Here is a 26,755-nt window from a genome sequence, read left to right on the forward strand (position 1 = left end):
CTTCTCGAGTGCTGGTCCGTAGCCGGAGTGATCGATTTCATCGCGATGCCTTCACTACCGTCCAATCTCGCGACCACGCCCGACGAGATCGCCGGGTATCGGGTGGTGCGCCGGCTGGGTGAGTCGTCCTACCTCTGCCTTGCGCCTGGCGATCGTCATGTCGTGCTGAAGGGGTTGGACCCGGATTGCATCATCAAGGGCCAGTTGCACCCCAGCGTGAAGGAACGCCTTGCGCGCGTGCGCGAGTTGGCACACGCGGGCGTGACGAACCTCTATAGCGTCGAGCGCGACGATGGCGCCGTCTGGCTGGTGTGGGAACACGCCGATGCGCCGACGCTGGCCGATCTCATGTCGAGCGAGCCGTCGCAGCGGGACGTGTGGGTGGTGGCGCGGGAACTAATTCTGGCGGTCGAGTCGCTGCATGCGCGGGGCATCGTGCACGGCGCGATCCAAGAGCGCAACGTGATCGTCGAACGCTCGCGGCAGGTCCGGCTGACGCACGTCAGCCCGCTGCTCTACACCGATCCGGCCGACGACGCCGTTGCGCTGCTGGACCTGTTCGAGCGCATCGCGGCGCCACCGTTCGAACGATTGGCCGATCTGGCATCGAGCGCCCGTGGGCAGGCGCAACCGCTTCGCTGGGCACGAGGAGAACTCGCCGGGCTGATCGAAGAACGGCCGAGGAACACCGCCATGGCTGAAGCCGATGTTGCGCCACTGGAGTCATCGACGCGCAAGCCCATGCTGATCGCCGCGCTCCTGCTGGCTCTGATGGGGATCGCGTTCGCTTGTGGCGTGGTTTACGTGGTCGAGCAACGACCGCCCGCGAGCCCGCCAACCTTACTTGCGCGGTAAGCGGCCTCACTCCGCCGTACCACGGGCGGGCGAGCCGCCGGTGGCACGTCGTTTTGCAGAGCCTACTGCCGGCCTACCAGCGCCACGGCGCGGTCGATCAATCGTTGCGCAAATGCCGTCTTAGAACTCGCGGCCAGTGCTTCCGCCTGTCCATCCGGCGTGAGCAGCGTCGCCTCAATCGCGTCGGCGTCCATGGTCTCGGTGGGGTTGAACACCATCAGGTCGAGCCGTTTGCGGAGCATCTTCTCGCGCGCCCGGTCTAGGTCGCCACGATGTTCGAGGCTGAAGCCAACGATGCGCTGGTGCGGCGACTTAATTTGCGCCGCCGCTGCGACGATGTCGGTGGTCGGCTCCAGTTCCAGCGTCAGGTTCCCCAGCCGGCCGAGCTTGGAAGGCGACACGTTCTTCGGCCGATAGTCCGCCACCGCGGCGGCCATGATCAGCACGTCGCAACTCGGCAGGTGCGCCATCACCGCGTCGTGCATCTGCTGCGACGTCTCAACGTCCACCCGTTCCACGTCCGCGGGCATGGGTAGTGACACGGGACCTAAAATGAGCGTGACGGCGTGGCCCTGGGCGATCGCCGCGGTCGCGAGCGCCGCACCCATCTTCCCACTGCTGCGGTTGCCGATGTAGCGCACCGGGTCGATCGGCTCGCGCGTCGGCCCGGCGGTGATCAGGAATCGCAGGGGGGCGGGAATGGGTGTTCTCCTTACATAGCCGCCGGCTTGCCGGTGGTCTTCTCTTCCGTCATGCAAAACGACCACCGGCAAACCGGGGGCTATATGGTTGCGGATGATTCCTGTCGCGTCGTCACCTGCGGCCCCACGGGCGCGGGCAGGGCGCCGGGAACCGTCAGCATTCGAGTCACTTCCTCAACGATCACCGCGGGGTCGCTCAGTCGACCCGCGCCCACATTGCGGCAGGCCAGCCAGCCACTATCAGGACCGATGAACTGGTAACCCACCGACCGCAGCTTCGCGACGTTTTCCTGCGCGATCGGATGATCCCACATGCGGTTGTTCATCGCCGGCGCGAAAACGACCGGGCAGGCTGCAGCGCAGATCATCAGGCTGACCAGATCATCGCACAGCCCATGGGCGACCTTCGCGATGATGTTGTTGGTCGCGGGCCCGATTAGCATCAGGTTCGCCCGTTCCGTCAGTCCGATGTGCTGCGGGTCGCTCGTTTCGACCAGGTGAAACGTGTCCGTCCGTACCGGCCGACCCGATAACGCCTCGAACGTCAGCGGGGCGATGAACTTCTGGGCCTCGGCCGTCATGATGACGGTCACGCCCGCCCCCGCCTGCACCAGCTTCGAGACCACGTCGGCCATCTTGTAAGCCGCAATGCCCCCGCAGACCGCAACGTTGATTTCTCGGCTTTTTAGCGGTTTTCCGCCCGGTTCGACTGAAGGAGTGGAGGGCTGATGGACCATGACGGAATTTTAGCATCGCGGCGGCAGCTAGGCGAACGCGTTGACGAGTTCGGTAGGGTTCAAGCCATCATTCTGGGCAATCGGCATGGCTTATCAGACCCCAGGCGGTACATCGGGTTGGCTATCCATTTGCAACAGGATTCGCAATAATGTGGCCCGACGAGCGTTGGAAGGGTGACGGCCTATGACAGCGACTTCAATGCGAATAGTGGCCGCGCCGGCAGACGTGCCGCTGTCGGAGACCGATGACGAGTCGCTGGCGCTCCGTCTGAAGGACGGGGACGACGCGGCGTCCGAAGAGCTCGTCCGGCGATACGCCCAGCCTCTGTTGCGATACCTGCATCGCCTCAGTGGCAGTGAACACGCGGCCGAGGAACTGTTCCAGCAGACGTGGCTCAGCGTGCTGGAACACGTCGACCGGTTTAATCCGTCGGCGGGGGGTGGTTTCCGGGCGTGGCTGTACCGCATCGCGACCAACAAGGCCAACGATCTCTGGCGGTCGCGCGGGCGGGAGAAGAACGCCAAGGCCGGGCTGAAGCTCGTCACAGATGAATCGTTCCCCGACGCCAGCCACCGCATGGCCGGGTCGGAACAGGAACAAAAGCTCAAGCGAGCCCTGGCCCAGCTGCCCGAACCGCAACGGCAGGTACTGCTTTTGCGGTACTACAGCGAACTGAAGTTCGTTGAGATCGCCGAGATGCTGGGATGTCCGCTGAACACCGCCCTTGGGCGCATGCACAAGGCGATGCAGAAGTTGAAGCAGATGATGGAATAGGAAAAGTGGACGGTGGGCCGTGGTTCGTGGGCAGTTGGACTTTCTTCAACTAGCCACTGGCCACTACCCGCTGCAAAACAAAATGCCAAGCCTTCTCGAACAACTTGAGAACAACGAGGCCGTCCTGCTGATGTACCTGTCGGGCGAACTGCCGGACGAGGACCGGGACGAGGTCAAGCAGATGCTGTCGACGGACGCGCAGATGGCCGCCGAGCTGACGCGCCTGCGGGCGGCGCTGGCCGACAGTGACGCGTTGATCGCGTCGAGCGATGGCAATGCGCGGCTACCGATCGCCGCGGACGTCGCGGTACGCAACACGGTGCGCGCGATGCGGCAATGGCGGTTGACCCACCCGGAGAAGCCACCGCAACCGGTGGTCAAGGCCGGGTTGCCGTATCCCTGGTGGGCCTATCCCACCTCGGCGGCGGCCATGGTGCTGCTGGCGGCGCTGGCATGGTGGGGCATTCGCCCCGATGCGCCAGACCTGCGGATGTCGCATCTACCGATGCCATCGTTGACGTCGCAAACCGTGCCGGTCTTTGTCGAAGGGCCCGACGAGCGCGATGCGTTCGTCTCCGTCGATCCGCTCGACCAGGCGTACCTCGAATTGCGCAGCATTCACGATTTGGCCGAGGGACTGTAGTAGAAGTCGAGATCGAAATGCAGGACGACATGCCGAAGGGGCAGCGCCGGGCAGTCGCTTTTGCGGTGGTGCACGCCGAGTGGACGAAGAAGGACCGAACATGAATCGTGGGAAGCTTCTCATCATCGCCGTCGCATCGGTCTTGCTCTGTTCGCACGCGCACCTTGCGATGGCAGCCGACGACGGGCCACCGCCGAGCGAGCAGCGCGGCCCTAAGCGTGACGGCGGTGGGGGACCGGGCGGTGAGCGACCGGGCCTAGGGCGGTTCTCACCACCGACCGACGAGGAATGGCAGCAGATCGAGGCCTTCGCCGCCGAGAATTCTCCACGGCGCCTGACGCGATTGCAGCAGATGCGCGAGACGCAGGACCCGGCGTTGCGGGCCGTGCAGAACTTCCTCGTCACCCGTTATCGCGCGTTGCAGGCGATGAAGCAGCACGACCCCGACCTGTACGCCCGCCGGCTGGAGGGGCTGAAGGTGGAGGATAAAGTCTTCGGCGCCGTGGAGGATGGCGCCGGCGCCGCCGACGCGTCGCCCGATCAGAAGCAGGCGCTGCGGGAAGACGTGCGGTTGCTGGTCACGATGAACCTCGAGGAACGCGAGGAACGCATCAACCGTATGGCCGAGTTCCTCGAAGCGCAACGGCTGAAGCTGCTGGAGGACAAGGGACGCGAGGAAGAACTGACCGAAGAGAAGATGGCCGAGATCGAGCGCGACGGCGTGCGCAGCCTGCTTCCCGACCGCCCCTCCCACCGCCACCACGACAAGGACGGCAAACGTGGCGAACGAGGTGAACGCGGCGAAAAAGGCGACCGCGGCGATCTCCGCGGCCCACCCCCCGGTCCCGACGGTCCCCCGCCCGGCCAACCCTGATCGCACCGGCAGCCGGCACCGGTTCTAGTTTTTCTCTTCTGTAGGACAGGCATTCCTGCCTGTCTCTCCCCCCGTATTCTCTGCCTCTCTTCTGTGGCACAGGCATTCTTGCCTGTGTCTCTTCTGCCTTCTGTCTTTGGTGGGGCGGACATCCTCGTCGGTGCGTATCGACTTGACGCAACCCTTAACGAACTCCTCATCCTGACGTACTCCGAAGGATCTCTGCCCGCCCATGGCAAACACGGGGGGAGATCCTTCGGAGTCCCCCAGGATGACGGCTAGGCAATGTGCTGCTTTCTAGAGTGATAGACCCGTTCGTGCCTGTCTCGCGGCCAAGCCACGTTTCAATATCAGAGAGCCACGGTGAAAAGGCACGAAGCAGGACACGAAGAAATGCGACGGGTGTTGCGCCGCATCCACCTTAAATGCGCAGCGCCAGCGTAGAAATGGATAGTGCGTTCTTTGACAACCGAATAGCCGACACCGTGGCAGCGAGACACCTGTCGCCAACCTCGGATGGTGCGCATTGGTGCATAATGGTGCACAAGTTCGCGTGTTCGCTTACCCAAACCGCCGCGAACGCGCCTGCTCATCCACTGCTCCGCGTCTTTCTTCGTGACTTCGCGCCTTCGCGTCGCTTCGCGTTCGACACGCGCGCAACGCCGGACGCGCGGGAGCGAAAAATTGAGGCGTGTTTGAAATGTACGATCGAGGGCAGCAAAACAGAAGAAGGTCGCCTCCCTCCGAAGCGACCTCCCTCCACGCATCCTTGCGTGTTTCGATTGTCTGTACTGGCGTCGCCTTAGTACACCACGGCCATCGCGTCCTCGATGGCCTCGATGACCTGGCGTACGTGGAACGGCTTCTTCAGGTAGCCGTCGAAGCCTTGGGTGGTGAGGGCCTTGAGCTCGTCCTCGCTCATCTTGCCGCTCATCGCGATCACCTTGGTCAGCTGCAGGTCCGGGTTGGCCTTCACGTGCTTGGCCAGCTCGCGGCCGTCCAAGTCGCGCAGGTGCATGTCCAGCAGGATCACGTGTGGGCGGTACTTCTCGGCGCTGATGCCGGCGGCGAAGCCACCCTTGGCGACCTCGACCTCGTACTTGGCTTCACCTTCGAGGATCTTCTCGAGCACCTCGACGATGTCCTGCTCGTCGTCGACGATCATGATGCGGCTGCTGCCGGTCATCAGGCCGTTGAGCGGCATGCCGTGGTGCTTCATGAAGCGGATCAGCTGGTTCAGCGGGATCCGGCGGTCCTTGCTGCCCGGAATGCGGTAGCCGTGCAACGCGCCACTGTCGAACCATTTGGAAACGGTCCGTGGGGCGACATTACAGATCTTTGCGACTTCGCCGGTCGTCAGCACGTCTTTGACTTTCGTTGCGTTCATTGCGTTCTCTCCCGAGTTCCCTTGCGTCTCGCGTAGCGACCGACACCGTCGCCAACACTGTCTATATCGACCGCAACGGCTCTGCCTTTAGGTGCGGTGCGCACAAATTGCCGACCTGTGCGGGAGCATCGCCAACTGAAGGATTATCAGACGCAACCGATCCAAAGGCCCGCCGCCCACTATCGCGAGTGGTTTCGCTTCCGGTCGGCGGGCTGGAGAAGGGCGATTTCAACGCGATAGGCGACGGTGCCACCATGCGATATAGTCCCATCGCGCGCGATGGCGCCGCCGTACGATGTTGATCGCGGTAGCTCGAGCGCATTGTTGAAGGAACAGCACGATGGCGAAGGTTCGCAAGGCAGTGGTACCGGTGGCAGGCTTGGGGACTCGGCATTTCCCGGCGTCGCACGCCGTGAAGAAGGAGATGTTTCCGGTCGTGGGTGAGGACGGCATCGCCCGGGCGCTGTTCCACTATCACCTGCTGGAGATGGAGCAGGCCGGCATCGAAGAGATCTGCATCATTGTGCAGCCGGGCGACGAGGCGGTGATCCGCGCTTACCTGAACGGGCCGGACGACACCTACCTGAAGCGCCTCGATAAGTACCCGCAGCTGGCGGCCGAGGCCCGGCACATGCGGCAGCTGGGACAGCGCGTGACGTTCGCCGTGCAGCACCAGCAGGAAGGCTACGGCCACGCCGTCTTTCAAAGCCGCGCGTTTGCCGCCGGCGAACCGGTGCTGCTCTGCCTGGGCGACCACCTGTTCCGCGGCAAGCCGGTGTCACCGTATCGCGAACTGGCGGAGATGGCGGCGCGATCCGGTGGTAAGAGCGTGTCTGCGGTCAACCGCATCGGACCGGCCGAGCTGAAGGGCTTCGGCACAATCGCCGGCCGACGGCGTGCTGGCGACCCGAAGCTGATCGACGTTTCACTCATCATCGAAAAGCCCGACGTGGAAACCGCCCGCCAGAAGCTGCGCGTTGACGGCGTACCGGACGACGAGTTTCTCGGCTGGTTCGGCATGCACCTGCTGGCGCCGTCGATCTACGACATCCTCGAAGAGATGATCAAGAACGACGTCCGCGACAACCGTGAATTTCAGCTTACCCGCGCCCAGGAAATCCAACGGTCGCGCGAAGGGTACCTCGCATTGGAGATGCTGACCGCCAAGCGCTACGACTTCGGCATTCCCGACGACTTCGTCGCCAGCGTGCAGGCGTTTCGGGCTGACTGATTGCTTCGGACCAGGCCATGGCCCACCACGAGCGCATGCCTTGGATCACCAGCTGATCGTGAACGTGTCGGCCATGCCGATCTCGTCGCCTTCCAGCACGTCGGCCAGCACGCTGTAGCCCTCCAGGCGCAGCGCGATGTGAACGGTCATCCGGCGGTCATCCGGCACGTCCGCCGGCGTCGGATCGCGCACCGCCCGCTGCTGCGCCCGCGCCGCCGCCGCCTTGATCGCAGCATGTGCCGGCCGCATCATGGGCTCCAGCCAAGGGTTGGCAGCGTGAAGGGCCTCCAACGTAATTGCGCGTGCTTCGTCGGCGTTCATGGTGGGATTGTCCACCCGAAGTGGGTCGAACCGCAACCTACGCCTTCACGGTAAGTCGGCTGGCAGCCTCTTGCAGCAGAGTCGACTTCAACGGAACGCGGGGCACTGGGAAATGAAGAAACCCCTGCAAAGCAGGGGTTTCTTAAGTGGAGCCACGGAGAATCGAACTCCGATTTGCTGAATGCGATTCAGCCGTCATCCCGTTAGACCATGGCCCCGGGTACTGTGGGGGGCAATTGTAACGTGAGTACGAAAACGGTCAAGCGGCTTTGTCACTCGGTGCTGGGGCCGCTGTCGTCCGCCCTGCAGGTGGCTTTCGCACGTCTGGCGGGCGCGGCGAACCCTTCGCCACGTCTGAGATTGGCCATCCAACACCTCGCGCGGACGGTCCGACCCTTACATCGAATAATAATGTTACGTTTATCTTTGACGGGAAAATCACGCCGCCCGTATAGTGGAAATAACCAAACCGCGACGCAATGAATGGAGCTCCTGTAATGCGTAAGCGTGGTCCGGGAATGACGGAACTTGAATTGGAACCGTTGACTAGCCTGTTTCGCCTGCTGTCTGACAAAACCCGTTTGAACATCCTCCTGCTGCTGGCCAGCGGGGAGCGGAACGTCACGAGCCTATGTAACGAGCTTGGTCTTCCACAGCCCACGGTCAGCCATCATCTCGGGCTCTTGCGGATGAACAACCTGATCGCCAATCGCCGCGATGGGAAGCAGGTCTTCTACGGGTTGAACAATTCCGTCAACTCGTCGGACGGCAACACGTTGCTCGTCGCGCTCGAGTTGTTTGATCTGAAGATTATCGAGAAGGTTGCGTAGAGCGAAGCGCCCAACCGCGTTCCGGTTCTCCGCACATAGCCGCCAACGTGCCGGTGGGTCCATCGCGACATGCCGAAGCGCGCCAATCGCGTTATCGGTGCCCGCGCTGCGGTTCGGCGCCGCGGTTTGGTGTCGCGACTTCAGACCGATAGTTCCGCCCCGTCAGTTCGACGAACACGTCGGCGAGTGACGGGCGGCCGACCGACACCGAATCCACCAGCCCCGGCGCGGCCTCGATCAGCGCGGGCACGAACTCGTGCCCGCGCGGCCGCTGAAGGCGCAACGCGTCGCCCACGCGTTCCATTTCGATTCCCAGTTTTTCCCGCAGGCGATCGCGCAGCGCATCCGGCTGAGCCGACGTCAGCGTAATCACCTCGCCACGAATGCGCCCCTTCAGCGCCGCCGGGCTATCGCACGCCAGCAGGCGGCCGTCCATTAGGATCGCCAGGCGGTCGCACAGGTCGGCCTCCTCCATCAGATGCGTGGTGAGCAGGATCGTCACGTCCTGCTGCGCGCGGATGTCGTTCAGGAGTTGCCACAGGTCGAGCCGCGCCCCGGGATCGAGTCCGGTGCTGGGCTCATCGAGGATGAGCAGCTTCGGGCGATGCAGCAGGCCCTTGGCGATCTCGACGCGCCGTCGCATGCCACCGCTGAAGCGGTCCGTGCGCTCGTGGGCGCGGTCCAGCAAATTGACTGCCGCCAGCAGCGTCTCGATGCGTTCCTTCATTACCGGGCCGCTTAAGCCGTACAGCGCGGCCTGGCAGGCGAGGTTCTCGTAGGCGGTGAGTTGCTTGTCGAGCGCTGGCGATTGGAAGACGACACCGATGTCCCGCCGCACGCAATCGCGGTCGGTCGCGAGATTGTGACCGAGGACCGTCACCTTCCCCGACTGCGGCGGGATGAGGGTCGACAGCACGCGGAACAGCGTCGTCTTGCCACTGCCGTTGGGGCCAAGCAGGCCGAAGATCTCGCCCGTCGGCACCTGGAGCGACAGGTTGTCGATCGCGGTTCGGTCGCCATACGCGTACGAGAGATCCTCGATGGAGACGGCCGTCGTGCCGACGGTGGCGGTTGTGGGGGCGGCCGGGATGGATGGGGCGATCGCATGCATGAGATCAGGTCCAGTAAAGCAGCCAGAGGACGACGACGACGGCCGCGGTGACGAACTGCCAGTACAACGCGATCGCGCCGAACGCGTCGGTCGATAGCGACCGTCGAATCGTTCGCAGGATCAAGAGGATGCTCAGGAGCGCTAGGGCCAGCACGTGCAGCGCGAGCGTGCCGGCCAGCAGGTAATAGCAGCTGAGGTAGACGTTCGCCCATGGGCCGGATGTCGTCGTAGTCTCGGCCGCCGGGGTGTTGAGGAGCGTCGTCCACTGCCAAGCCAGAATGGCGAGAAACGTGATCGCCGTTGTGCTGGCGATCGCTGGCAGTACGAGCGATAGCCTTTCCGGCCCCTCTCTCGTGTACTCACGGGGGAGGTTGGGAGGGGGTGATTTCGACTGCTGGTGATGCTCGTCGTTCGAATGGCCCCCTCCCAACCTCCCCCGGAGTACCGGGAGAGGGGCAGGAGTGCGTCGTCCGGCGCTTGTGCGGAACCGGCGAGCGGCCAACGTCACCGCGGCACATCCAACCAGCATCACGCCCACCGCGATCACCGCGGCCGTCCCGTTCAAGATTGCACTGCTGTCGCGGAACAACTCGCCATTGCCACCGCGCAGCACGAGGTACGCCGCGATCAGGCCGCTGAAGAGCATCAGGTCGGCGGCCAGCAGCAGCAGCATGCCGAGGCGGGTGGGCGAGGGAAGGTCGGCCCACGTGGGCGAGGCCGCCACCGTCGTCGACTCAAGGCGATCGGCGAGTGGGGTGATCATGGAGCGTAGGTGAACGTAACCTCAGGAGTCGGCGTGCCGTCGGTAATCGTGATCGTTTCCTGCAACTCGCCGTAGCGTTCGTGCCACGCCGTCAGCGTATACGTGCCGACCGGCAGGTTCGTCAGCTCGAAGCTGCCGTCGTTGCCGGTGACGTGGAAGAACGGGTGCGGGAAGACGCCCACATAGGCGTTCATCCACGGGTGAATGTCGCACTTGAAGCGCACGAACTCGGGGTGCTCGAACGTCACCTGCTGCTCGTCGGGGCCCGGCATATTCAGGTTGCGCGACTTGTTCTTCGACGGCGTGAAGTGGACGTTGTGAATCGTCGGGTCGCTCGATCGCACGGTCAACGGCTGCCCCGCCTGCACCGCGACCACGTGCGGCACGTACTGGCAACCCACCTGGTCCAGCGCCGGTGGCGTGCTGCGCGGCAGCGGGTCGGCGCTAACGCCGCTCAGCGAGACGATGACGTTCGCCAGCGTGCCGTTGTCGTTCAGGACGACCGACTCTTCCTTCATCGGCTTGGCCGTCCCGTGGCAGGGCTGGTTGGCGATCTCCTTCATCACCGGCGGGGTGCCGGTGAACTTCACCGCGCCGCGCACCGTGGCTGTACCGGCGGCTACCTTCGGCAGGGCGGATGCCGCGCTTTCGGATTGGCTGGAAGTCGACTCGCCGCATCCACCGATGAGCGTCGCGAGGCCAAAGGACAGCAGCAAAGCCGAACAGCGAACGGAAGTCACGCACCACGCAGCAGGCATCACGGAAATCACCTCTTGTCGAGCATCATCGCGCCCAGGATCAACGGCAGGTAGATGATGGAAGCGAAGAACAACCGCCGGGCGTCGAGCCGCGTCTTGTGCACCGCGCATACGACGCCAAACCACAGGAAACCGAACCCCAGCACCGCCGCCGACACCGCGTACAGCCGGCCGAACAACACCGGGTTCAGCACGGCCGGCAAGACGCTGACCGCGATCAGCGCAATCGTGTACAGGATGATCATCCGGCTGGTCATCGACAGTTTCGGGTCGACCGACGGCAGCATCATGAATCCGCCCGCCTCGTAGTCCTTGCGGTACATGATCGCGATCGCGAGGAAGTGCGGCATCTGCCACAGGAACAAGATGCCAAACAGCGCCGCCGCCTCGATCGAGATGTCGTTGGTGACGGCCGTCCAGCCCATCATTGGGGGAATCGCGCCCGGCACGGCGCCAACGACCGTGTTAAGGGTGCTGTAGCGCTTCATCGGGGTGTAGATGAAGATGTACGACAGCATCGTGAACGCGCCCAGGAACGCCGTCAGCACGTTCACGAATAGCGCCAGGTGCAGCACGCCGACGATGCCCAACGCCAGGCCGAACCACATCGCCTCACCCAATCCCAACCGGCCGGCGGCCAGGGGGCGGTTGCGCGTGCGGGGCATGAGGGCGTCGTACTCGCGCTCGATGTACTGGTTGAAGACGCTGGCGCTGGCGGCGCACAGCGTAGTGCCGAACAGCGCGTTCACCAGCAGCAGCCAGTTCACGCCCTCGAACGACGCCATGTAGAAACCAACCATCGTCGTGATGACGACCAGCAGGTTCATGCGCGGCTTGGTCAGTTCGTAAAAGTCGACCGCGCGCGATCGCACGCGCTGCGAGACGACCGCCTCGGCCACGTCGTCGAGCAGGGGCGATGCGTTCAGTATGTCGGGCATGTCGGCAACTGGTTTCATGTATATCTGCTCGTAGAGGCGACACGCGTGTCGCCCGCTTCTCGGTCTTTACGCGAACGCCGACCAGGGCGAGCAAGCTCGCGGCTAAACGGTGGCGTACTGGGCTTCGGTATCAACGAACTTGTCCAACGCCTGATTCTGCGGGGTCGGCCGGGCCCAATATAGCCGAATCGCCATGATTGTCAGCACGAACGACGTCGCCAGCACCAGGGCCCCGCACGCCACGTGCAGCGTGGCGATGTCGGCGGGTTTGCCCTTCAGAACGGTGTAAACGCCGAGCGTTACCTGCGTTACCAGCAGCAACAGCAACACCGTTGCCCAGGGAAGCAGCACGCGGTCGGCCCGGTGCCGCACGAAGATCGCGCCCACCAGCGTCAGGATGGCCGACGTCACGAAGATCGCGCCCACGCGATGCCCGAAGTGCAGCCAGATTTGGGTGAGCGATTCGACCGGCTGGATGTGCAGTTCCCAGGCGCGAATCTTGTTCACCGCCAGCAAACCCTCTTCCGAGACGGGCGGTAGCAATCGACCGTATGCGAACGGCAGGTCGGGAATGGCTAGCCCCGCGTCGTAGTGACGCATCAGGGCGCCGATGATGAGCTGCAGGTAAATCATCCCCGTCGCCGCCAGCGCAGCGATGATGAGGAACCGCCCTCGGCTGAGCGTGATGAGCGGCGGCGTCTGCCGTAGCCACCAGGAACTGGTCACGATCACCAGCAGCGTCGCCAGGCAGAAGAACGCCTGCGCCACGCAGGCATGCACCACCGCCAGCTTCAGGTCGACCCATACCACCCGCAGGCCCCCCAGCACGCCCTGAAAGATCACCAGCGCCAGCACGCCCGTCGCCAGCCATCGCACCCATCGCCGGCCCTCGGTTCGCCAGGCGATGATCGTCACGACGATCGCCAGGAATCCGACGAACGACGCCAGCAAGCGGTGCGAATGTTCGTAGAAGATGCCGCCCTTGTCCGGCCCCAGCCATTGGCTGAAGGGGAAGGCAAACATGTTGTAGCCGTAGCTGTTAGGCCAGTCGGGCACGCTCATGCCGGCGCCGTGCGAGGTCACCAGGCCGCCCATGAAGATGAGCGGGAAGGTCGAGAGCGCCGTCACCCACGCCGCGCGGTGCAACCACGGGTTGTACGGGGCGCGTGGCTCGACGAACTCGGGCTCGCTACGGAAGGGCAGGCGATGGTCGATCGAATGGCTCATGACACGGGCCGCGATTGCGGCAGGAAGTCGTCGTCGCCGGACAACGGGTTGTTGTACTCGTACGCTCCATGATAGACACTCGGCCGGCTTTCAAAATTTTCGCGAATCGGTGGGCTCGCAGCGTCCGTCCATTCCAGCGTCGTCGCGTTCCACGGGTTCGCCGGCGCCGCTTTGCCCCAGATGAGGCTGCCGAAGAAATTTACCACCAACGGCAGTTGGGCGACGCCGAGCGCGAAGGCGCTGATCGTGATGAAGACGTTCAACGGCTGAAGGTCCTTAAAGCTTTCCAGGTGCGAGATGTCAAAGTACCGCCGCGGCACACCGCGAATGCCGAGGATGTGCATGGGGAAGAAGACGCAGTTGAACGCGACGTAACTGCCGAAGAAGTGGACCTTGCCGAGCGTCTCGTTCATCATTCGGCCGAAGAACTTCGGGTACCAGTAGTAGATCGCCGCGAACAGCCCAAACGTGCTGCCACCGAACAGCACGTAGTGAATGTGGGCGACGACGAAGTAGGTGTCGTGCAGATGCACGTTGACCGCCGTGCTCGCCAGGAAGAGGCCCGAGAGGCCACCGATGACGAAGAGGCTGACGAACGCGACCGCGTTCCACATGGCGGTGGTGAAGTGGATGTTGCCGCCCCACAGCGTGCCGAGCCAGTTGAAGACCTTGATGCCGCTGGGCACGGCGATGAACATCGTGCTGAGCGCGAACGCGGTTCCCAGCGCCGGGTTCATACCGCTTTGAAACATGTGGTGGGCCCAGACGAAAAAGCCTAGGAACGTGATGGCGGCCAGCGCATAGATCATCGGCCGATAGCCGAAGACGGGCTTCCGCGCAAACACGCTAAGGATGTCGCTGACCATCCCAAACGCCGGCAGAATCATGATGTAGACGGCCGGGTGACTGTAGAACCAGAACAAATGCTGATGCAGCAACGGCGAACCCCCACCGGCGACGGCGGGGTGGACGCGGCTTTCCGCTAACCAGTCGCCCGGCAGGAAGAACGACGTGAGCCGATGATGATCTAGAAGGTTCATCACCAGCGCTCCCGTGAGCACCGGCGTCGCCAGCAACACGAGCACGGCGGTGAACAGCAGGCTCCAGACGCTCAGCGGCAGGCGCGACGGCGTCATCCCCGGACAGCGGAACAGCACGATCGTCGCAAGGTAATTGATGGCGCCCAGAAGCGTCGCGATGCCCACCAGCAGCAGGCTGACGAACCAGCAGGCCTGCCCGTCGAACGCCACCCCCTGCATGACCAGAACCGTCACGACCGCGGCGATCACAGCAAACGGGACTGCGGCCCATCTCGATCGAAGCACATTCGTGGCGACGAAACCCCAGAGAAATAGCGCCGCTGTCGACACCATTACTAGCGGAATCACCGGCCAACCCGATTGCGGCGCACTGCCCGCGCCCCAGATGGCGCTCAGCGGCGGGTAACCCGTCCAACCCGTCTCCACCGCGCCGCCCGGCAGGAACGGGCCGGTGAACAGCACCGCGCCCGCGAGCAGCGTCGTCCAGACCGAAAGCCCCCCCAGCACCGGGAACGCCATGCGCGGCGCGCCGATCTTCAGCGGGATGAGGTAGTTGCCGAACGCGCCGACGAGCAGTGGGATGATCACGAGGAAGATCATCACCGTCGCGTGCAGGCTGAACGTCGCGTTGTACACGTCCGGCGGCATCTGCCCGTTGGGCCAACCGAAGATCAACTCGGCCAGTGGCATCGGCATGCCGTCGGTCGCGCCGGGCCAGGCCAGTTGCCACCGCATCGCCATCGCCAGCAGCCCACCGAGCGCGAAGAACCCCAGCCCCATGAACAGGAACTGCAGGCCGATCACCTTGTGGTCGGTGCTGAAGATGTCGCGAAGGCGGAGGGTCATTCCGGTCCCGCTCCTGCCTGCGTCGCGAAGGCAAGGTAAGGGCGTTCTTGAATGACCAATGTCCAAATCCGAATGACCAATGAATGTCCAAGCACCAATGTCCAATGAAGAGGTGCTTCGGGTTGGGCATTCGTCATTGGGATTTGATTGGTCATTCGGGTTTGGTCATTGGTCATTTTCTTCCCCCGTTTGCCCATTCCGCCGCCGACACGATGCGGAGCCGGGCGTTCATCTTGTAGTGACCGCTGCCGCACAGTTCTTGGCAGACAAGGTCGAAGTAGCCGGTCGGACTGACGTCGCTCGTCTGCGTCGCAGTGAAGTTGATCGTGCCGATCAGCCCTGGCACCGCGTCCATCTTCACGCGCAGCAGCGGGATCGACACGTTGTGGATCACATCACGGCTACCGATCTGCAACTCGATCGGCCGATCGACCGGCAGCACGAGGTCGCGCGCTAGTGCGTTCTCCCAATCATCGTCGGCACCAGCGGGGTCGGTGAAGTCTTTCCCCAGCGGGTTGATCTGCTCGACGTATGCGTTGATCGCCTCGACCGCGGTCTCGCGCGGCAACGCCGCCGGCCCACTGACGCCACGGAAGCGCTCGCCGTCCGGCCAGCGGGTGTCGGTTGGCTTCGGGTAGGTCAGGTAGCGGCCTAGCACACCATCGGGACCGGGATAGATGACGTTCCACTTGAACTGCTGTCCGATCACCATCGCCCGGACTAGCGGAAGCGCGTCCGCCACGGTGCGGGGTGTGTCGGTTCGCTGATACTTGTCCCAAACGCGCGTGCTGAGCACCGCCAATCCGGTCAACACGCCCGCGGTGAACAGGGTCCAGCCGATCTCGAGCCGTGTGTAACCGTGGATGAACTTGGCCGTCCGCTGGCCTTTGCGGTGACGGTATCGCACCAGGAAAAACGCCAGTGCCGCGTGAACGCCAACCAAAACTGCGACCGAAATACAGAAAATTAGCGTAAAAAGGTCGTCAATCGCACGTCCATTGCGCGAATGGTCGGGCGGCAACCACCAGGTGGCGGTAACCATTGCCGCATGCAACATGACGCAAGGTCCATTCATGGAAGAGACCGCTTCTCCACCCGTCTAGACTGGCCGCTTTCGTGGCCCGATATTCCAAAGGTTACTGGAGAACCCATTCGCATCCATGCCCATCTCAAGTTTAGGCATGCGCAGTAGCGTCGCCACATACGTCCAATGTCAAAACTGCTGAACGAAAGCTATCCCCGTGAGCACCCGTCGACCGATAAACCCGATACAGCATCCTTTGGAGTCCGCACACGATGGCAAAGCGTACGATAACCGCGATCCTGGCAGCCGCGACGATGGTGGGGGTTGGCGCCTGCGCGCCGAAGGACCCCAACAGCGCCAAGGTGCGCGCCAAGACCAACATCGTCGGCGATCCCGTCGACGACTTCGGTACGAAGAAGGATCCGGAGATCGCGGCCTCCACGCACTTGGCGGCGGGGCAGATGTCCGAGAATCAGGGTGACCTGGCCGCTGCGGTGGAACAGTACGAGAAGACGCTGGCGATCGACCCCAAACAGCCGCGCGCCTGGTACCTGCTGGCGGCCCTGCGGGCGCGCATGGGGCAGTACGACGCGTCGATCACGGCGTGGCAGCGCTACCTGAAGCTCGTCGGGAACGACGCCGCTGCGTATGCGAACATGGGTTTCACCTACGACTTGGCCGACCGATTCAGCGACGCTGAGGCGGCCTACAAACAGGCGATCGCGATCGACCCAATGCACAAGGCGACGCGCGTGAACTATGGCCTGATGCTCGCCAAGGCGGGTCAGATCGACGCCGCCACGAGCCACTTCGCCGCTGTGCTGCCACCGGCGGCCGTGCAGTACAACCTGGCGTCGTTCCACGAGCAGCAGGGCGACATCGACGCCGCCCGCGTCGCTTACAGCGCGGCGCTGAAGATCGACCCGAACTTCCGGGACGCCAAGGTTCGCCTGGCGGCGCTGCCGACCACGCGCCCCGTGACGCAGCAGTCAGCCAGCGGGGAGTAGGGTGGCGTGGGAACGAAGCAACGGGCCGCTAAAACGGCCAGTCCTGTAAAGTAATGCGAACACTCCCGCTTAAGGCTCCATCGAATCTCGTACACCCGTACTGGCCGCTTTAGCGGCCAGTTCTTCAAGCACTTACAGTTCTCAAAAGAAAAGGCCGGGCCGCTTCACGCGGCCCGGCCTTCTTCGATTTAGATGTCGGCCAGTCGAACCGACCGACCAATCCAGATCTGCCACGCTATCGCGGGAACGCGGCGCCGATCGGCGTTTCCGCACCCCGCGCGGTCGGGGGCGTCAGGGTCTGCTGCAGCTTCTGGAACTCCGGATCGCGGCGGTCGGCATCGAAGCTGCGCTCGGCCAGCGCGCTCTGGTCGTTCATGACCAGCACTGACGCGTTGTCGCGAATGTCGACCACCGTGTGACCGGTCGAGTAGTCGATGTCACCGTCGCGGGTGCCGATTGTGTCGCCGGGGTAGACCGTGAAGTCCTTCGAGTTCAACCGGCCGTCCTGCCAGCGGAAGACGCGCATTGTCGCGCGGTTCTGCAGCACGCTGGCAATGAAGAACTGCGTGCGGGTCGCGATCATCACGGGTTCGGTCCAGGCGCTGGCCTGCTTTTCGTCCTGCTTGATCGCGAAGACCTTCACAACGTCCGGGCCGGCCAGGTTTGTGTTGTAGACCGGGTTCTTCATCGAATAGCGGATGCGGTAGCGGTAGGACTTGCCCGGCTCCACGGTGTCGTCGTGCACCCAGGTCACCACGTCCTGCATCTGCGGCGCCGGGACGAACTGCCCCTGCGGCACCTGACCCGCCTGCGGGGCCGGGTTGCCGGGTGCGCCGGGCTGACCCATCATGCCGGGCATGGGATACGGCGGTGCACCACCGGGCGGTCCACCGAATCGTGGGTCGTAGCCACCACCGATCGGGGGACGATAGCCACCCGGGCGGTTCGGATCGTACGCTTGGAAACGGGGTGCGCCGGGCGGCGGACCACCGGGACCACCCGGGCCACCCGGGTTGCGCTGCTGGCGGCGCATCTGCTGTTCCTGCATTTGCTGTTCGCGCCGTGCCTTGGCGGCCGCAGCCTTCTGCTCGCGTTCCGCGGCGAGGCGGGCGCGGATCTCAGCGGGGGTCTCCTTGCGGTTCGGGTCGTCCATGCCCGGTGGGGGCATCATCTCTCCGTCGCCGAACATGTTGTTGGGGTTATTCGGGTCGTTCCCACCGATCGGCGCGACGACCATGCCCGGCTCGTGCCACGGTTCACCGCCACCCACCACGTAGAACGGTGGCTGGAGGATGTCACCCTGATGCGTCTCGGCCCATTGCTGGAACGCCAACTGCACGCCCGGTGGCATCGCGGCGGCAGGCACGGGCAGCGTCGCGACGGTCGGCAGGGACTTGAGCGTCACGCGGTTGCCCCAGGTCGGCTTGCCGTCCGGGCCGGTGCCGGTCTGCTCCTCACGCTCGGCCGTCACATCCAAAAATAGCGTCAGCTGCGCAGCCTGTGGGACGTTCGGGGGCACCAGACCGGCGTTGCGCCACTCCTGCGCCAGGTCCTTCATCGAGATGCGGAAGAAGGCGCTGGCCCAATCGCGGTCGGCCAGCCCCTGCGCGGGCTGCACCTGCTGCCCGTTGGGGTCCATCATCATCGGGTTCATCATGTTCGGGTCGCCGGCCATCTGACCGTTCGGGTCGGCGTTCGGTGGGGCAGGCATCTGCACCATCGAACGGCCCTTCGAGACCGACTGGGCACCCAGCGGCTTGGCAGGGGGCAGATTGACGAGCTTCACGTTCGAGTCGCGATTGACTTCCCCGCCCTCAGGACCGGGGCCCGGCGTGGGGGTGATCGATCCCTCGGGCACCGTGGGCGCAAACGCGCCGGCAAACCGCTGAACCTCGACGTCCTTATTCCCAATCGTCGCCAGGAACTTGTCGTCGAACGGTTCGATCCGCATGTCCAGGCCGGTCGAGCGTTCCATCTCCGAGTTCAGGTTGGCGGCAACCTTGTCGCGGATCTCGTCGTCGACCTCCGACGCCGTCAGCTCGCGCGTGCCGATCGTCACCGTCGCCGGTGGCGTCAGCACGTAACCGTAGATCATGTAGAGCACGAAGACGGCCCCAAGGCCGAGCACGATCCATTGCACGTGCTTTTCGAGCAGGTCGAGTACTTTTTGCATGCTACACCTGATTCCGTTGTACGTCCGCGATCCGCTTGTTGCCGATCGCAGCTTCTCGTCCTTGCGACACCCGCATCACTGAACGCGCGGCCATCGACCGTGCCCCCGACGGGCGTCCCTATCCTTCCGTTCCGGCCGGTGGTGGGTCGGCGATGCCCAGCGACCGCTTCACGGCCGCGGGCATCAGCGGTTCAGTCCACTTACGCAGGAACAGCATCTCGCAGTGCATCGTCACGCGCACGACGGGCGCCGACCCGTAAATGAACCCAGCGGCCTTTTGCTGGTTCAGGTCAACCGGTTCCATGTCGATCGAGTGCACCGCGACGAACTTCTCACGTGTCAGCTCGGCCAGCAGTTCGGGCAGGCGGGCGGCATCGACGTCGGCCACCAACACGAACTCGTGCACGTCGTACAGGCCGTTGGTCACACGACCGGTCGGCGAGCGGGTGAAGTCGAAGGTGAGCGCCTCGGTGGGGTCGGAGACCTTGGCACCCGTGCCGGCGGCTTCCTCACCACCACCCATGCCGCCCATGCCCATCATGCCCGGAGGGCCACCCATTCCAAATCGGCCAGCGCCGGCCGCACTGGCGGCCCCGGTGGTGCCCAGTGGCGTGAGCGGGACGTTCAGTTGGATCAGCTGCTTCACCGGCGCATCGATGATGCCGCTCTGTGACGACGCGTTGGTTGCGGCAATCGCGCGGGCGACGTCCTGCTGGATCCAGAGGCTCACCTGCGAGGTCCAGATGTCCTCCTCGCGCGGCGGGGTGTTCGGCTGCAGCGCGGGGTTCAGCGTGAGCGCGCCGGGCAGCAGGTAAATCTTGGCCTGCTCTGCGGTCTGCCGGCGCATCTGCTCGGGCAGCTTCGAGGCCTCGGTGACAAAATCGTTGCTGACCTGCTCGGCATTGGCGGGCTGGCCGTTGATCGTAACGATCTTGGGGATGTACTTGTCTGCCCACATCTGGTCCTGCGCCAGCGTGATCTGCTCGGGGCTGGGGGGCTGGGCGGACTTCAGGATGCCGACGGGGATGTTGAACTCGGGTGCCAGGCGGTTGTTCAGTTCCCACGGCATCGCGAACGCGGCGCGGTAGGCGTTTAGGAAGTCGAGCTTCTTCACGTCACCGGAACGCGGCACCGAACCCGGCACCAGCAGCGGGCGCTGGTTGACGTTGATGGCGGCGGTGAACAGGCGCTGGCTGACCGACTTCATCTGCTCGGTCGCCTCGGTGCCCTGCTTGATCAACGTCTGGTTCGGGAACGGTCGAAGCGGCACCTGTTCGGTGCTGTTGGGGTCGAGATTGGGCAGGTAACGCGTCTTGCGCGCCAAGCCCTCCAGCGACGTGTTGACTGCCTTACGCGCGTTCATGCGCGACTGCAGCGCCTCGACCCACGCGTCGGCGGGCCAGATGGAGGCGATGAGGGCGATCAGGATCACCACGCCGCAGGCGATGCTGATCGCGTTCTTTTTAGCGATGTCTTTCCACATGGGGGATGCTCCGCAATGGTATCGTCAGTCGCGGGCCCGGGCGTGCAGCTGTCGCGGCACGCTCGGGCCCGAAGTTCGAGGGCCTACTCCGCCAGGGCCGTCTCGGCCGGCGCTGCGGGCGCCGGGGGTGGTGGGTCGAGCACGACGACGAACACGACGGTGACGTCGGTATCGTTCCGAATGTTCTCACCGGTCAACGGGTCGGTGAACGGGTCGATTAGTTCGACCTGGTTCGTCTCGTTGGGAATCTGCGGCCGTTGGACGACCGGCTGCTGCTGGCCCTCTCCCCCTTCGGGGTTGAAGTTGCCACCCATCTGCGGCGGTCGACCGACGGTGCGGCCCGGGTTGAAGCCACCGGGGTTGAAACCGCCGCCAGGATTGAACCCCGGACCGCCCGGGTTGAAGCCACCCATCGGTGGGCGCTGGCCGCCCCAGCCACCGCCACCACCGCCGTTGACGTTGTTGCGGGGATCGTTGGCGCCGGCGCGGGCATTGACGGGCGTGGTGGTCAGGATGCCGGCGCGGGCGACGTAGTAATTGCGGCCGGCCAGCGCCTGATCGACCGTAATCGCGCGCAACGCGCGGATGAACGTGTCGTTGACGAACGTGAAGCCTTGGGCGTTGGGCGTACGCAGGTTCAGCGTGATCAACAGCCCGCGTTGCGGGCCGGCGGTCGTGCCCTCGGCGGGGGCACCCGTCTCACCACCCATGCCCATGCCCATATCCATACCCATCATGTCGGGCGGTCCACCCATGGGGGCAAACCGACCGGCAGCGGCGCCGCGCCCTGCGCCTCCACCACCGGGCTGCGAGGCAACCATGCCTTTGAAGTCCGAATCGTTGGCAGCGAGGATCGCGCTCAGGTCGCTGATGTAGGTCGACGACAGCTGTTCGACGAAGATCTGCCGACGCTCGTTGCGCGGGATCACCTTGATCTTGGCGACGTCGTCGCCCATCAGCTCCGGTTGCGGCTGGGCCGTCATCAGGGCCGCGTGCAGGTCGCTGAGCAGGCTGGCCCAGGTGTGGCGGTACTTCTCCAGCGAGCGCACGTTCAGCACGAGATTGCGGTCGGGGCCACCTTCCTGCTCGATCGTGTTCCAGGCGCCGTCATTGGCCTGCGCCTTCGACTGAATGGCAGCGATCTGGCTCTGCGTGCTGGCGGCGTTGCTGAGCTTCAGGTCCTCCAACTGCGTCGCGCCCATCTTGATGCCCGCGCCCAGCACGAACAGCGCGGCTGCGGCGCCGAACCACTTCGTCTTGTCGCGCCACATCTTCTCGCGCTGGATGGCAGCGGGCAGCAGCGAACTGACGATCTTGCCCTCGCCCATCGCCTGCAGCGCCAGGCCGTAGGCCCCAACGCTCGACAGCAGGTTCTCACTGTAGTTCGTCGCAATGCGCGAGTCGGCGGGTGGGGCGGCGGCGAGACGGTCGATCTTCTGCACGTCCAGCTGCAGGTTCTGCGACAAATACTTCTGCAGCGACGGCAAGCGGAACGTGCCACCGAGCGCCAACACCTTGGTGATGCGCGAGTCGCGGTTGACCGAGGAGTAGAACCCGATCGACCGCTGAATCTCACCCACGAGGTCGGCGAAGACCGGCTTCATGGCCTGCATGATCTGCCGGGCGTACTTGCTGGTGGCGGCGTTGCGCTTCAGCTCTTCGGCCTTGGCGAAGTTCAGCTTGAACGCCTTCACGAGCGCTTCGGTGAAGTTGTTGCCACCGATCGGGATCGACCGCAGCCAGATGCGCTCGCCGTCGGCGATGATCAGGTCGGCGTTCTCGGCGCCGAGGTCGATGATCATCGTGGTGCCGTCGATCTGCCCGTCGTGGTACATCGCGTTGTAGACGGCCAGCGGGTTCATCTGCACGACCTGCACGTTCAGGTCGACGTCGGTGAAGTACCCGATGTGCTGCGCGATCAGCTCCTTGCGCATCGCGAAGATGCCGACCTCGACGTCGGGGCTCTCGGGCTCGCGGAAGAGCTGGTAGGACCACTCGACGTCGTCGAGCGGGAAGGGGATCTGCTGGATCGCCTCGAAGCGGACGATCTCGGGGATCTTCTTCTCCTCGACGGGCGGCAGCTTGATGAAGCGGGCGAAGCTCTGCTGCCCGCTGACGCCGATCGCCGCGATGCCACCCTTCTGCGGGTGGCGCTGGACGAAGTTGGCCAGCGCGGTCTGGATGAGCGACTCGCGGTTGTCGCCGGCGCTGGAGAGGACGGTCTCGTGTTCGACGACCTCGAAGTCGTCGATGCGGTAACCGGCGCCGTCGGGAACGAGCTTGACCGCCTTCAGTGCGCGGTTGCCGACATCAATGCCCCAGGCGAAACGAGCGGTGGCCATTCGATGCTCCTCTGCTGTCTCCTCGCGAGCCGTCAGGAAAGGATTCGGTTCCGGCGTGCGTCGGAGACCGCTGACGACTTCGGTTGCGTGGGGCGGCCCGGGTGAAAGGTGTGAGACCGGCCGCCACCGGTGCGAAAGTCTATGGTGTAACCGTTCTTGGGCGCGCGTACAACTAACGCTTCGCGCGCCGACAACGGCCTTATATTATTGGACGCGAAAGGGCACCTGAAGTTCAACATCGTTCTTGGATTCACGATGTTTTTTCAGCTGCCCCGAAAGACAACCAGATGATAGGCATCGTGCAGCGGGTAATCGAGGCTCGCGTGACCGTAAATGGTGACGTCATCGGCCAAATCGAGCGTGGCTTGGTCGTGCTGCTAAGCGTGCACGCCGACGACGCGCCAGCGGACGTTACGTGGACCGCCAGCAAGCTGGCGTCGCTTCGCATTTTCCCCGAGGGGGATAAGCACTACCACCTAGACGTAACCGAGGCCGGCGGGTCAATCTTGCTGATCAGCAACTTCACGGTAGCCGCCGCGACGCGCCAGGGCCGCCGCCCCAGCCTCGATGCTGCCGCCAAGGGCGACGCCGGACAGAGATTGTTCGATTCGGTCGTGTCGACGTTGCGCGATGCAGGCGTTCGGGTGGAAACGGGCCGATTCGGGGCGGAGATGCTCGTTCACATCATCAACGACGGTCCAGCGACGTTCATCGTCGACAGTCGCCATTCACGCGGGTGAGGGCCTGAGCGGTGCTTCGCGGGCGTGGGGCTGCTAAGGTGTGCCGTGGAAAGCGCCTATGGAACTGCCCATTTTGAACTTCGTGCCACCCGTGTCGCCAAGCGACCTCGTGCGGCACTACCACAAGTTGGTGCACGACTTCACCGCCGCGCTCGCTGAGCCGGAGCAGATTGACATCGGTGTGGCGTTCTGCAATCCGGAACTGCCTGACGTGACGGAAGCGAACGGTGTCTTTGACGCCGCGCTGTCACCCGATGTTGCTGCGGGTGCCGCGATCGAGAAGGTGGAAGCATTTTTTCGCGAGCGGGGCGTTCGGCCGTTGCGTTGGGTGATGAATTCGTCAGCACCGATGTCGCAGACGGCGCCGGTGATTAGCGAACTGAGCAAGCGAGGGTTCGTCCGGCGTGAGACCGATATCCTGCACCTGACCGGCCGGGCTGCGATCGAACTGGCTGACGTTCCCGACCTAATGATCATTCCCGCCAGGTCGGCGTTTCGACATGCGCAGGAACTGGCGATGGAGTCGACTGACAACAAGGCCACTGCCGCAAGGGCGATGGTGCAGCATCTGGATGTGCCGCGGTTCGACGCTTTGCTGGCGTTGGTGGATGGCCGGGCGATTGGACGCATCGGGGTGCTGGCGGTGGGGGACTTGGGGTTGGTTGCGCACCTGTACGTCTCGCCGGCGCACCGCGAACGTGGGATCGAGTCGATTTTGCTCTCGCGGGCAATCGACTTTTGTGCGCGTAGTGGGTTCAAACATGTGCTGGCGGGGGATGATGGTGCGCGTCGTCCGCTCTTGGAGCGCAACGGTTTCGAAAGGGTGGGAGCGTTCAATGAGTTCGTGCGATAGTAGACCCAGATAAACCCGGGCTTGCCCAGAGGACCGAAGCTCCCCCGGGCACGCTCGGGGCTATATGGGTGGCAATGCCAAAGAATGAAACGCCAGAAGCTGGCTTGCCCACCGGGCTCGACCGCGTGACAATGGGGGCGCTTTCGTTCGAACTGTACGTGACCACGCTGGGGAACATCACACATGCGACCAGAAGAACTAGAGGCCGGCTCATCCCTTCGCCGGGCGCGGGAGGCGAAGGGCACGAACCTGTTTCGCCAACTCGACGCGCCGCGCATCGTGGCGACCGGCGAGACGCTCGCCAAGCGCATCCACGAGCGGTTCCCACAGTCGAACCTCGCCGCGGTCGCGACCGATCTGGTGGCCGTGTCGCGCGACGCGAGCCAACTCGCGGGTCAGTTGGCGCAGCCGATGGTCGGGTGGCGGGCGCTGTCGATCACGCTGACGGTGGCGTTGCTAGTCCTGGTGATCGTGGTGGCGTTGAACCTGCGCGTGTCGTTGCACGTCGGCGACGCGATCCAGCTCGTTCAGGGGATCGAGGCGCTGATCAACGACATTGTCTTCGCCGGCATCGCGATCTGGTTCGCGTTCTCGATCGAAACGCGACGTAAGCGGGGGAAGGCGCTGCGATTCATCTCGCAGCTGCGCTCGCTGGCCCACGTGATCGACATGCACCAGTTGGACAAGGACCCCGACCGCTACGATCCGAACTACAAGTCGACCGCGTCGTCCCCGAAGCCCGACATGACGCCGGCGCAGCTCATGCGGTACCTGGACTACTGCAGCGAGATGCTGGCGATCCTCGGCAAGCTGGCGGCGTTGTGCGCCCAGCGCTCCAGCGACCCGCCGACGCTGGCCGCGGTGAATGAATTGGAAGACCTGTCGAGTGGCCTGTCCCGCAAGGTGTGGCAGAAGATCATGATTCTCGACCGCATGCTCGCTCAAAGGCCGGCTTGATCATCACGTCATCGTGCGACGGGTGCGGGTGGCGGCGAGGTTAAGTCGACCGGGGCGCCACCGGCCAGTTGCCGGTAGAGCGTGCGGTACTGCTGGACCATGTGGCTGAGCGAGAAGTGCGCGTAAGCCTCACCCCGCGCGGTCTCGGCGATGTGCCATTGGGTGCGGGAATCGTCGCGCAGGTCGCGAACTCGCCTTGCGATCTCGCGCGGCGTGGGATTGGTCGCCATCAGCGCGGTGTGACGATCTTCCAGCAATTCGGCGACCGTGTAGGTAACCGTCGACACGATCGGCAGCGCCGCCGCCATCGCGACGGCAATCGGCAGGGTCGGCACAGGCGCGCCGGCGGTCACCAGCACGCAATCGGTTGCGGGCAGCAAGGCTTCGTACGACACCTCGGCCCCCAGTCGTTCAACCGCCACTGAAGCAAACGTGGGGCGTGGCATGGTGCGGGCGTAGCGGGCCACGCGCTGGCCGCGCGGGCCCTGGCCCCAGATCAGCAGGCGCACGTGCGGGTCCAGCACGTGCAGGATGCTGCCCGCCCAGACCGCCCGCTCGTGGTCGGCGGCCCGCGTTGATTCACCGTTGAGCAGGATGACGAAGTCGTCAGGGCCGAAGTTCAACTGCGCGCGCAGCGCGTCGTCACGCCGCCTGCGGATCTTCGAGAAGTCGACACCGGGGCGAATCAGGTGGTACCGTTCGTCGGCCAGTCCACCGACGATCATCGCGCGGTGCTGCGTGGACGTCGTCGCCACCGCCTGCACGTTCCGGTACGCCGATACCGCCCGCGTCCAACGCAGCGCTCGGCGTGTGGGGAACTCGGTCGGTGTGAAGATGATGGGCCCGTCGAACCCCATGGCGGCCGCGGTGAGGGCGTCGGTGCCGAAGGCGTGAACGGCGTCGACCTGCTTCGCGTGCCTTCGCACCCACCGCACCGCCGTCAGCCCGTCGCGCAGGTCGGCGCCGATAAAGCCTGCGGTGACGGTGAAGTCCTTGCCCATGCCGCGCACGATCGCGTCGGTGGTGCGCTCGGTTTGGTAGTCACTTCGCCGGCCGGTGAGTAGGAGAACCTTCGTCATCGCAGCGACGCATGATCGTCAAAACGGCGTGCGACACAATCCCACGCAGTGATCGGCGGG

25 protein-coding genes and 1 tRNA gene are annotated in these 26,755 nt (G+C 64.3%); 10 read left to right on the forward strand and 16 right to left on the reverse strand.

The features are described 5' to 3' along the window. Nucleotides 1-45 precede the first annotated feature (45 nt). Nucleotides 46-855 (forward strand): protein kinase, encoded by an 810-nt coding sequence (locus VGN72_17670; protein ID HEV7301199.1) that lies wholly within the window; start codon nucleotides 46-48, stop codon nucleotides 853-855. A gap of 62 nt (nucleotides 856-917) precedes the next feature. On the opposite strand, the gene VGN72_17675 is transcribed toward VGN72_17670, so the two are convergent. Continuing rightward, entirely contained in the window at nucleotides 918-1,613 is a 696-nt protein-coding gene (locus tag VGN72_17675; GenBank protein ID HEV7301200.1) for a phosphopantothenoylcysteine decarboxylase, read from the reverse strand. A gap of 23 nt (nucleotides 1,614-1,636) precedes the next feature. Then, on the reverse strand, nucleotides 1,637-2,293 hold the full coding sequence (locus VGN72_17680; GenBank protein HEV7301201.1) for a flavoprotein: 657 nt from the start codon (nucleotides 2,291-2,293) through the stop codon (nucleotides 1,637-1,639). Between the two features lie 184 nt (nucleotides 2,294-2,477). Here VGN72_17680 and VGN72_17685 point away from each other — a divergent pair, with 184 nt between their 5' ends. The 3 genes from VGN72_17685 (at nucleotide 2,478) to VGN72_17695 (ending at nucleotide 4,585) form a co-directional block, all read left to right on the forward strand. After that, entirely contained in the window at nucleotides 2,478-3,068 is a 591-nt protein-coding gene (locus VGN72_17685; protein HEV7301202.1) for a sigma-70 family RNA polymerase sigma factor, read from the forward strand. Nucleotides 3,069-3,150: 82 nt separating this feature from the next. After that, nucleotides 3,151-3,711, forward strand: a complete 561-nt coding sequence (locus tag VGN72_17690) for a hypothetical protein (GenBank protein HEV7301203.1) — start codon at nucleotides 3,151-3,153, stop codon at nucleotides 3,709-3,711. A 100-nt stretch (nucleotides 3,712-3,811) separates the two neighbouring features. Continuing rightward, nucleotides 3,812-4,585 carry a hypothetical protein gene (locus VGN72_17695; GenBank protein HEV7301204.1) on the forward strand — a complete coding sequence of 258 codons (774 nt, stop codon included), beginning with the start codon at nucleotides 3,812-3,814 and terminating at the stop codon, nucleotides 4,583-4,585. 802 nt (nucleotides 4,586-5,387) lie between these two features. On the opposite strand, the gene VGN72_17700 is transcribed toward VGN72_17695, so the two are convergent. Continuing rightward, nucleotides 5,388-5,972, reverse strand: coding sequence for a response regulator (locus tag VGN72_17700; protein ID HEV7301205.1), 585 nt, complete (start codon nucleotides 5,970-5,972; stop codon nucleotides 5,388-5,390). Between the two features lie 340 nt (nucleotides 5,973-6,312). Between VGN72_17700 and VGN72_17705 the strand changes: the two genes are divergently transcribed. Continuing rightward, nucleotides 6,313-7,203, forward strand: coding sequence for a sugar phosphate nucleotidyltransferase (locus VGN72_17705; GenBank protein HEV7301206.1), 891 nt, complete (start codon nucleotides 6,313-6,315; stop codon nucleotides 7,201-7,203). Between the two features lie 45 nt (nucleotides 7,204-7,248). Here VGN72_17705 and VGN72_17710 read toward each other — a convergent pair whose 3' ends face one another. Both VGN72_17710 and VGN72_17715 read right to left on the reverse strand, forming a co-directional pair. Further along, nucleotides 7,249-7,524 (reverse strand): hypothetical protein, encoded by a 276-nt coding sequence (locus tag VGN72_17710; protein HEV7301207.1) that lies wholly within the window; start codon nucleotides 7,522-7,524, stop codon nucleotides 7,249-7,251. 147 nt (nucleotides 7,525-7,671) lie between these two features. Further along, nucleotides 7,672-7,742: transfer RNA gene (locus VGN72_17715), tRNA-Ala, on the reverse strand. A 279-nt stretch (nucleotides 7,743-8,021) separates the two neighbouring features. Here VGN72_17715 and VGN72_17720 point away from each other — a divergent pair. Further along, nucleotides 8,022-8,354, forward strand: a complete 333-nt coding sequence (locus VGN72_17720) for a metalloregulator ArsR/SmtB family transcription factor (GenBank protein HEV7301208.1) — start codon at nucleotides 8,022-8,024, stop codon at nucleotides 8,352-8,354. Nucleotides 8,355-8,445: 91 nt separating this feature from the next. Here the strand turns inward: VGN72_17720 and VGN72_17725 are convergent, their stop codons facing one another. From VGN72_17725 to VGN72_17755, 7 genes are all read right to left on the reverse strand, one after another. Then, nucleotides 8,446-9,465, reverse strand: a complete 1,020-nt coding sequence (locus tag VGN72_17725; GenBank protein HEV7301209.1) for an ABC transporter ATP-binding protein — start codon at nucleotides 9,463-9,465, stop codon at nucleotides 8,446-8,448. 4 nt (nucleotides 9,466-9,469) lie between these two features. Continuing rightward, a complete protein-coding gene (locus VGN72_17730; GenBank protein HEV7301210.1) occupies nucleotides 9,470-10,228 on the reverse strand; it encodes a hypothetical protein in 759 nt (252 codons plus the stop codon). Next, nucleotides 10,225-10,944 carry a carboxypeptidase regulatory-like domain-containing protein gene (locus VGN72_17735; protein HEV7301211.1) on the reverse strand — a complete coding sequence of 240 codons (720 nt, stop codon included), beginning with the start codon at nucleotides 10,942-10,944 and terminating at the stop codon, nucleotides 10,225-10,227. The genes VGN72_17730 and VGN72_17735 overlap by 4 nt, the downstream gene beginning before the upstream one ends. A 50-nt stretch (nucleotides 10,945-10,994) precedes the next feature. Further along, the gene (cyoE, locus tag VGN72_17740; protein HEV7301212.1) at nucleotides 10,995-11,942 is read right to left on the reverse strand and encodes a heme o synthase; all 948 of its coding nucleotides are present in this window, start codon (nucleotides 11,940-11,942) and stop codon (nucleotides 10,995-10,997) included. An 84-nt stretch (nucleotides 11,943-12,026) separates the two neighbouring features. Further along, on the reverse strand, nucleotides 12,027-13,151 hold the full coding sequence (locus VGN72_17745) for a COX15/CtaA family protein (GenBank protein HEV7301213.1): 1,125 nt from the start codon (nucleotides 13,149-13,151) through the stop codon (nucleotides 12,027-12,029). Further along, on the reverse strand, nucleotides 13,148-15,037 hold the full coding sequence (locus VGN72_17750; protein ID HEV7301214.1) for a cbb3-type cytochrome c oxidase subunit I: 1,890 nt from the start codon (nucleotides 15,035-15,037) through the stop codon (nucleotides 13,148-13,150). The genes VGN72_17745 and VGN72_17750 overlap by 4 nt, the downstream gene beginning before the upstream one ends. A gap of 172 nt (nucleotides 15,038-15,209) precedes the next feature. Continuing rightward, on the reverse strand, nucleotides 15,210-16,112 hold the full coding sequence (locus VGN72_17755; GenBank protein ID HEV7301215.1) for a cytochrome c oxidase subunit II: 903 nt from the start codon (nucleotides 16,110-16,112) through the stop codon (nucleotides 15,210-15,212). Between the two features lie 221 nt (nucleotides 16,113-16,333). On the opposite strand from VGN72_17755, the gene VGN72_17760 reads away from it, so the two are divergent. Next, nucleotides 16,334-17,068 carry a tetratricopeptide repeat protein gene (locus VGN72_17760; protein HEV7301216.1) on the forward strand — a complete coding sequence of 245 codons (735 nt, stop codon included), beginning with the start codon at nucleotides 16,334-16,336 and terminating at the stop codon, nucleotides 17,066-17,068. A gap of 235 nt (nucleotides 17,069-17,303) precedes the next feature. Here the strand turns inward: VGN72_17760 and VGN72_17765 are convergent, their stop codons facing one another. The 3 genes from VGN72_17765 to pilM all read right to left on the reverse strand — a co-directional run bounded on the left by VGN72_17765 (nucleotide 17,304) and on the right by pilM (nucleotide 23,066). Continuing rightward, nucleotides 17,304-19,241: a hypothetical protein gene (locus VGN72_17765; protein ID HEV7301217.1), complete on the reverse strand. Its 1,938-nt coding sequence runs from the start codon at nucleotides 19,239-19,241 to the stop codon at nucleotides 17,304-17,306. A 118-nt stretch (nucleotides 19,242-19,359) separates the two neighbouring features. Beyond that, on the reverse strand, nucleotides 19,360-20,724 hold the full coding sequence (locus tag VGN72_17770; GenBank protein ID HEV7301218.1) for a hypothetical protein: 1,365 nt from the start codon (nucleotides 20,722-20,724) through the stop codon (nucleotides 19,360-19,362). A gap of 83 nt (nucleotides 20,725-20,807) precedes the next feature. Continuing rightward, on the reverse strand, nucleotides 20,808-23,066 hold the full coding sequence (gene pilM, locus VGN72_17775; protein ID HEV7301219.1) for a type IV pilus assembly protein PilM: 2,259 nt from the start codon (nucleotides 23,064-23,066) through the stop codon (nucleotides 20,808-20,810). Nucleotides 23,067-23,353: 287 nt separating this feature from the next. On the opposite strand from pilM, the gene dtd reads away from it, so the two are divergent. The 3 genes from dtd (at nucleotide 23,354) to VGN72_17790 (ending at nucleotide 25,616) form a co-directional block, all read left to right on the forward strand. Next, nucleotides 23,354-23,806 (forward strand): D-aminoacyl-tRNA deacylase, encoded by a 453-nt coding sequence (gene dtd / locus VGN72_17780; GenBank protein ID HEV7301220.1) that lies wholly within the window; start codon nucleotides 23,354-23,356, stop codon nucleotides 23,804-23,806. Between the two features lie 58 nt (nucleotides 23,807-23,864). Further along, a complete protein-coding gene (locus VGN72_17785; GenBank protein HEV7301221.1) occupies nucleotides 23,865-24,659 on the forward strand; it encodes a GNAT family N-acetyltransferase in 795 nt (264 codons plus the stop codon). A 183-nt stretch (nucleotides 24,660-24,842) separates the two neighbouring features. Then, complete coding sequence (locus VGN72_17790) at nucleotides 24,843-25,616, forward strand: hypothetical protein (GenBank protein HEV7301222.1); 774 nt, start codon at nucleotides 24,843-24,845, stop codon at nucleotides 25,614-25,616. A gap of 8 nt (nucleotides 25,617-25,624) precedes the next feature. Here VGN72_17790 and VGN72_17795 read toward each other — a convergent pair whose 3' ends face one another. After that, on the reverse strand, nucleotides 25,625-26,695 hold the full coding sequence (locus tag VGN72_17795; protein ID HEV7301223.1) for a glycosyltransferase: 1,071 nt from the start codon (nucleotides 26,693-26,695) through the stop codon (nucleotides 25,625-25,627). Nucleotides 26,696-26,755 lie beyond the last annotated feature (60 nt).

The sequence above is a fragment of the Tepidisphaeraceae bacterium genome (assembly GCA_035998445.1).
Taxonomy (GTDB): Bacteria; Planctomycetota; Phycisphaerae; order Tepidisphaerales; family Tepidisphaeraceae; genus DASYHQ01.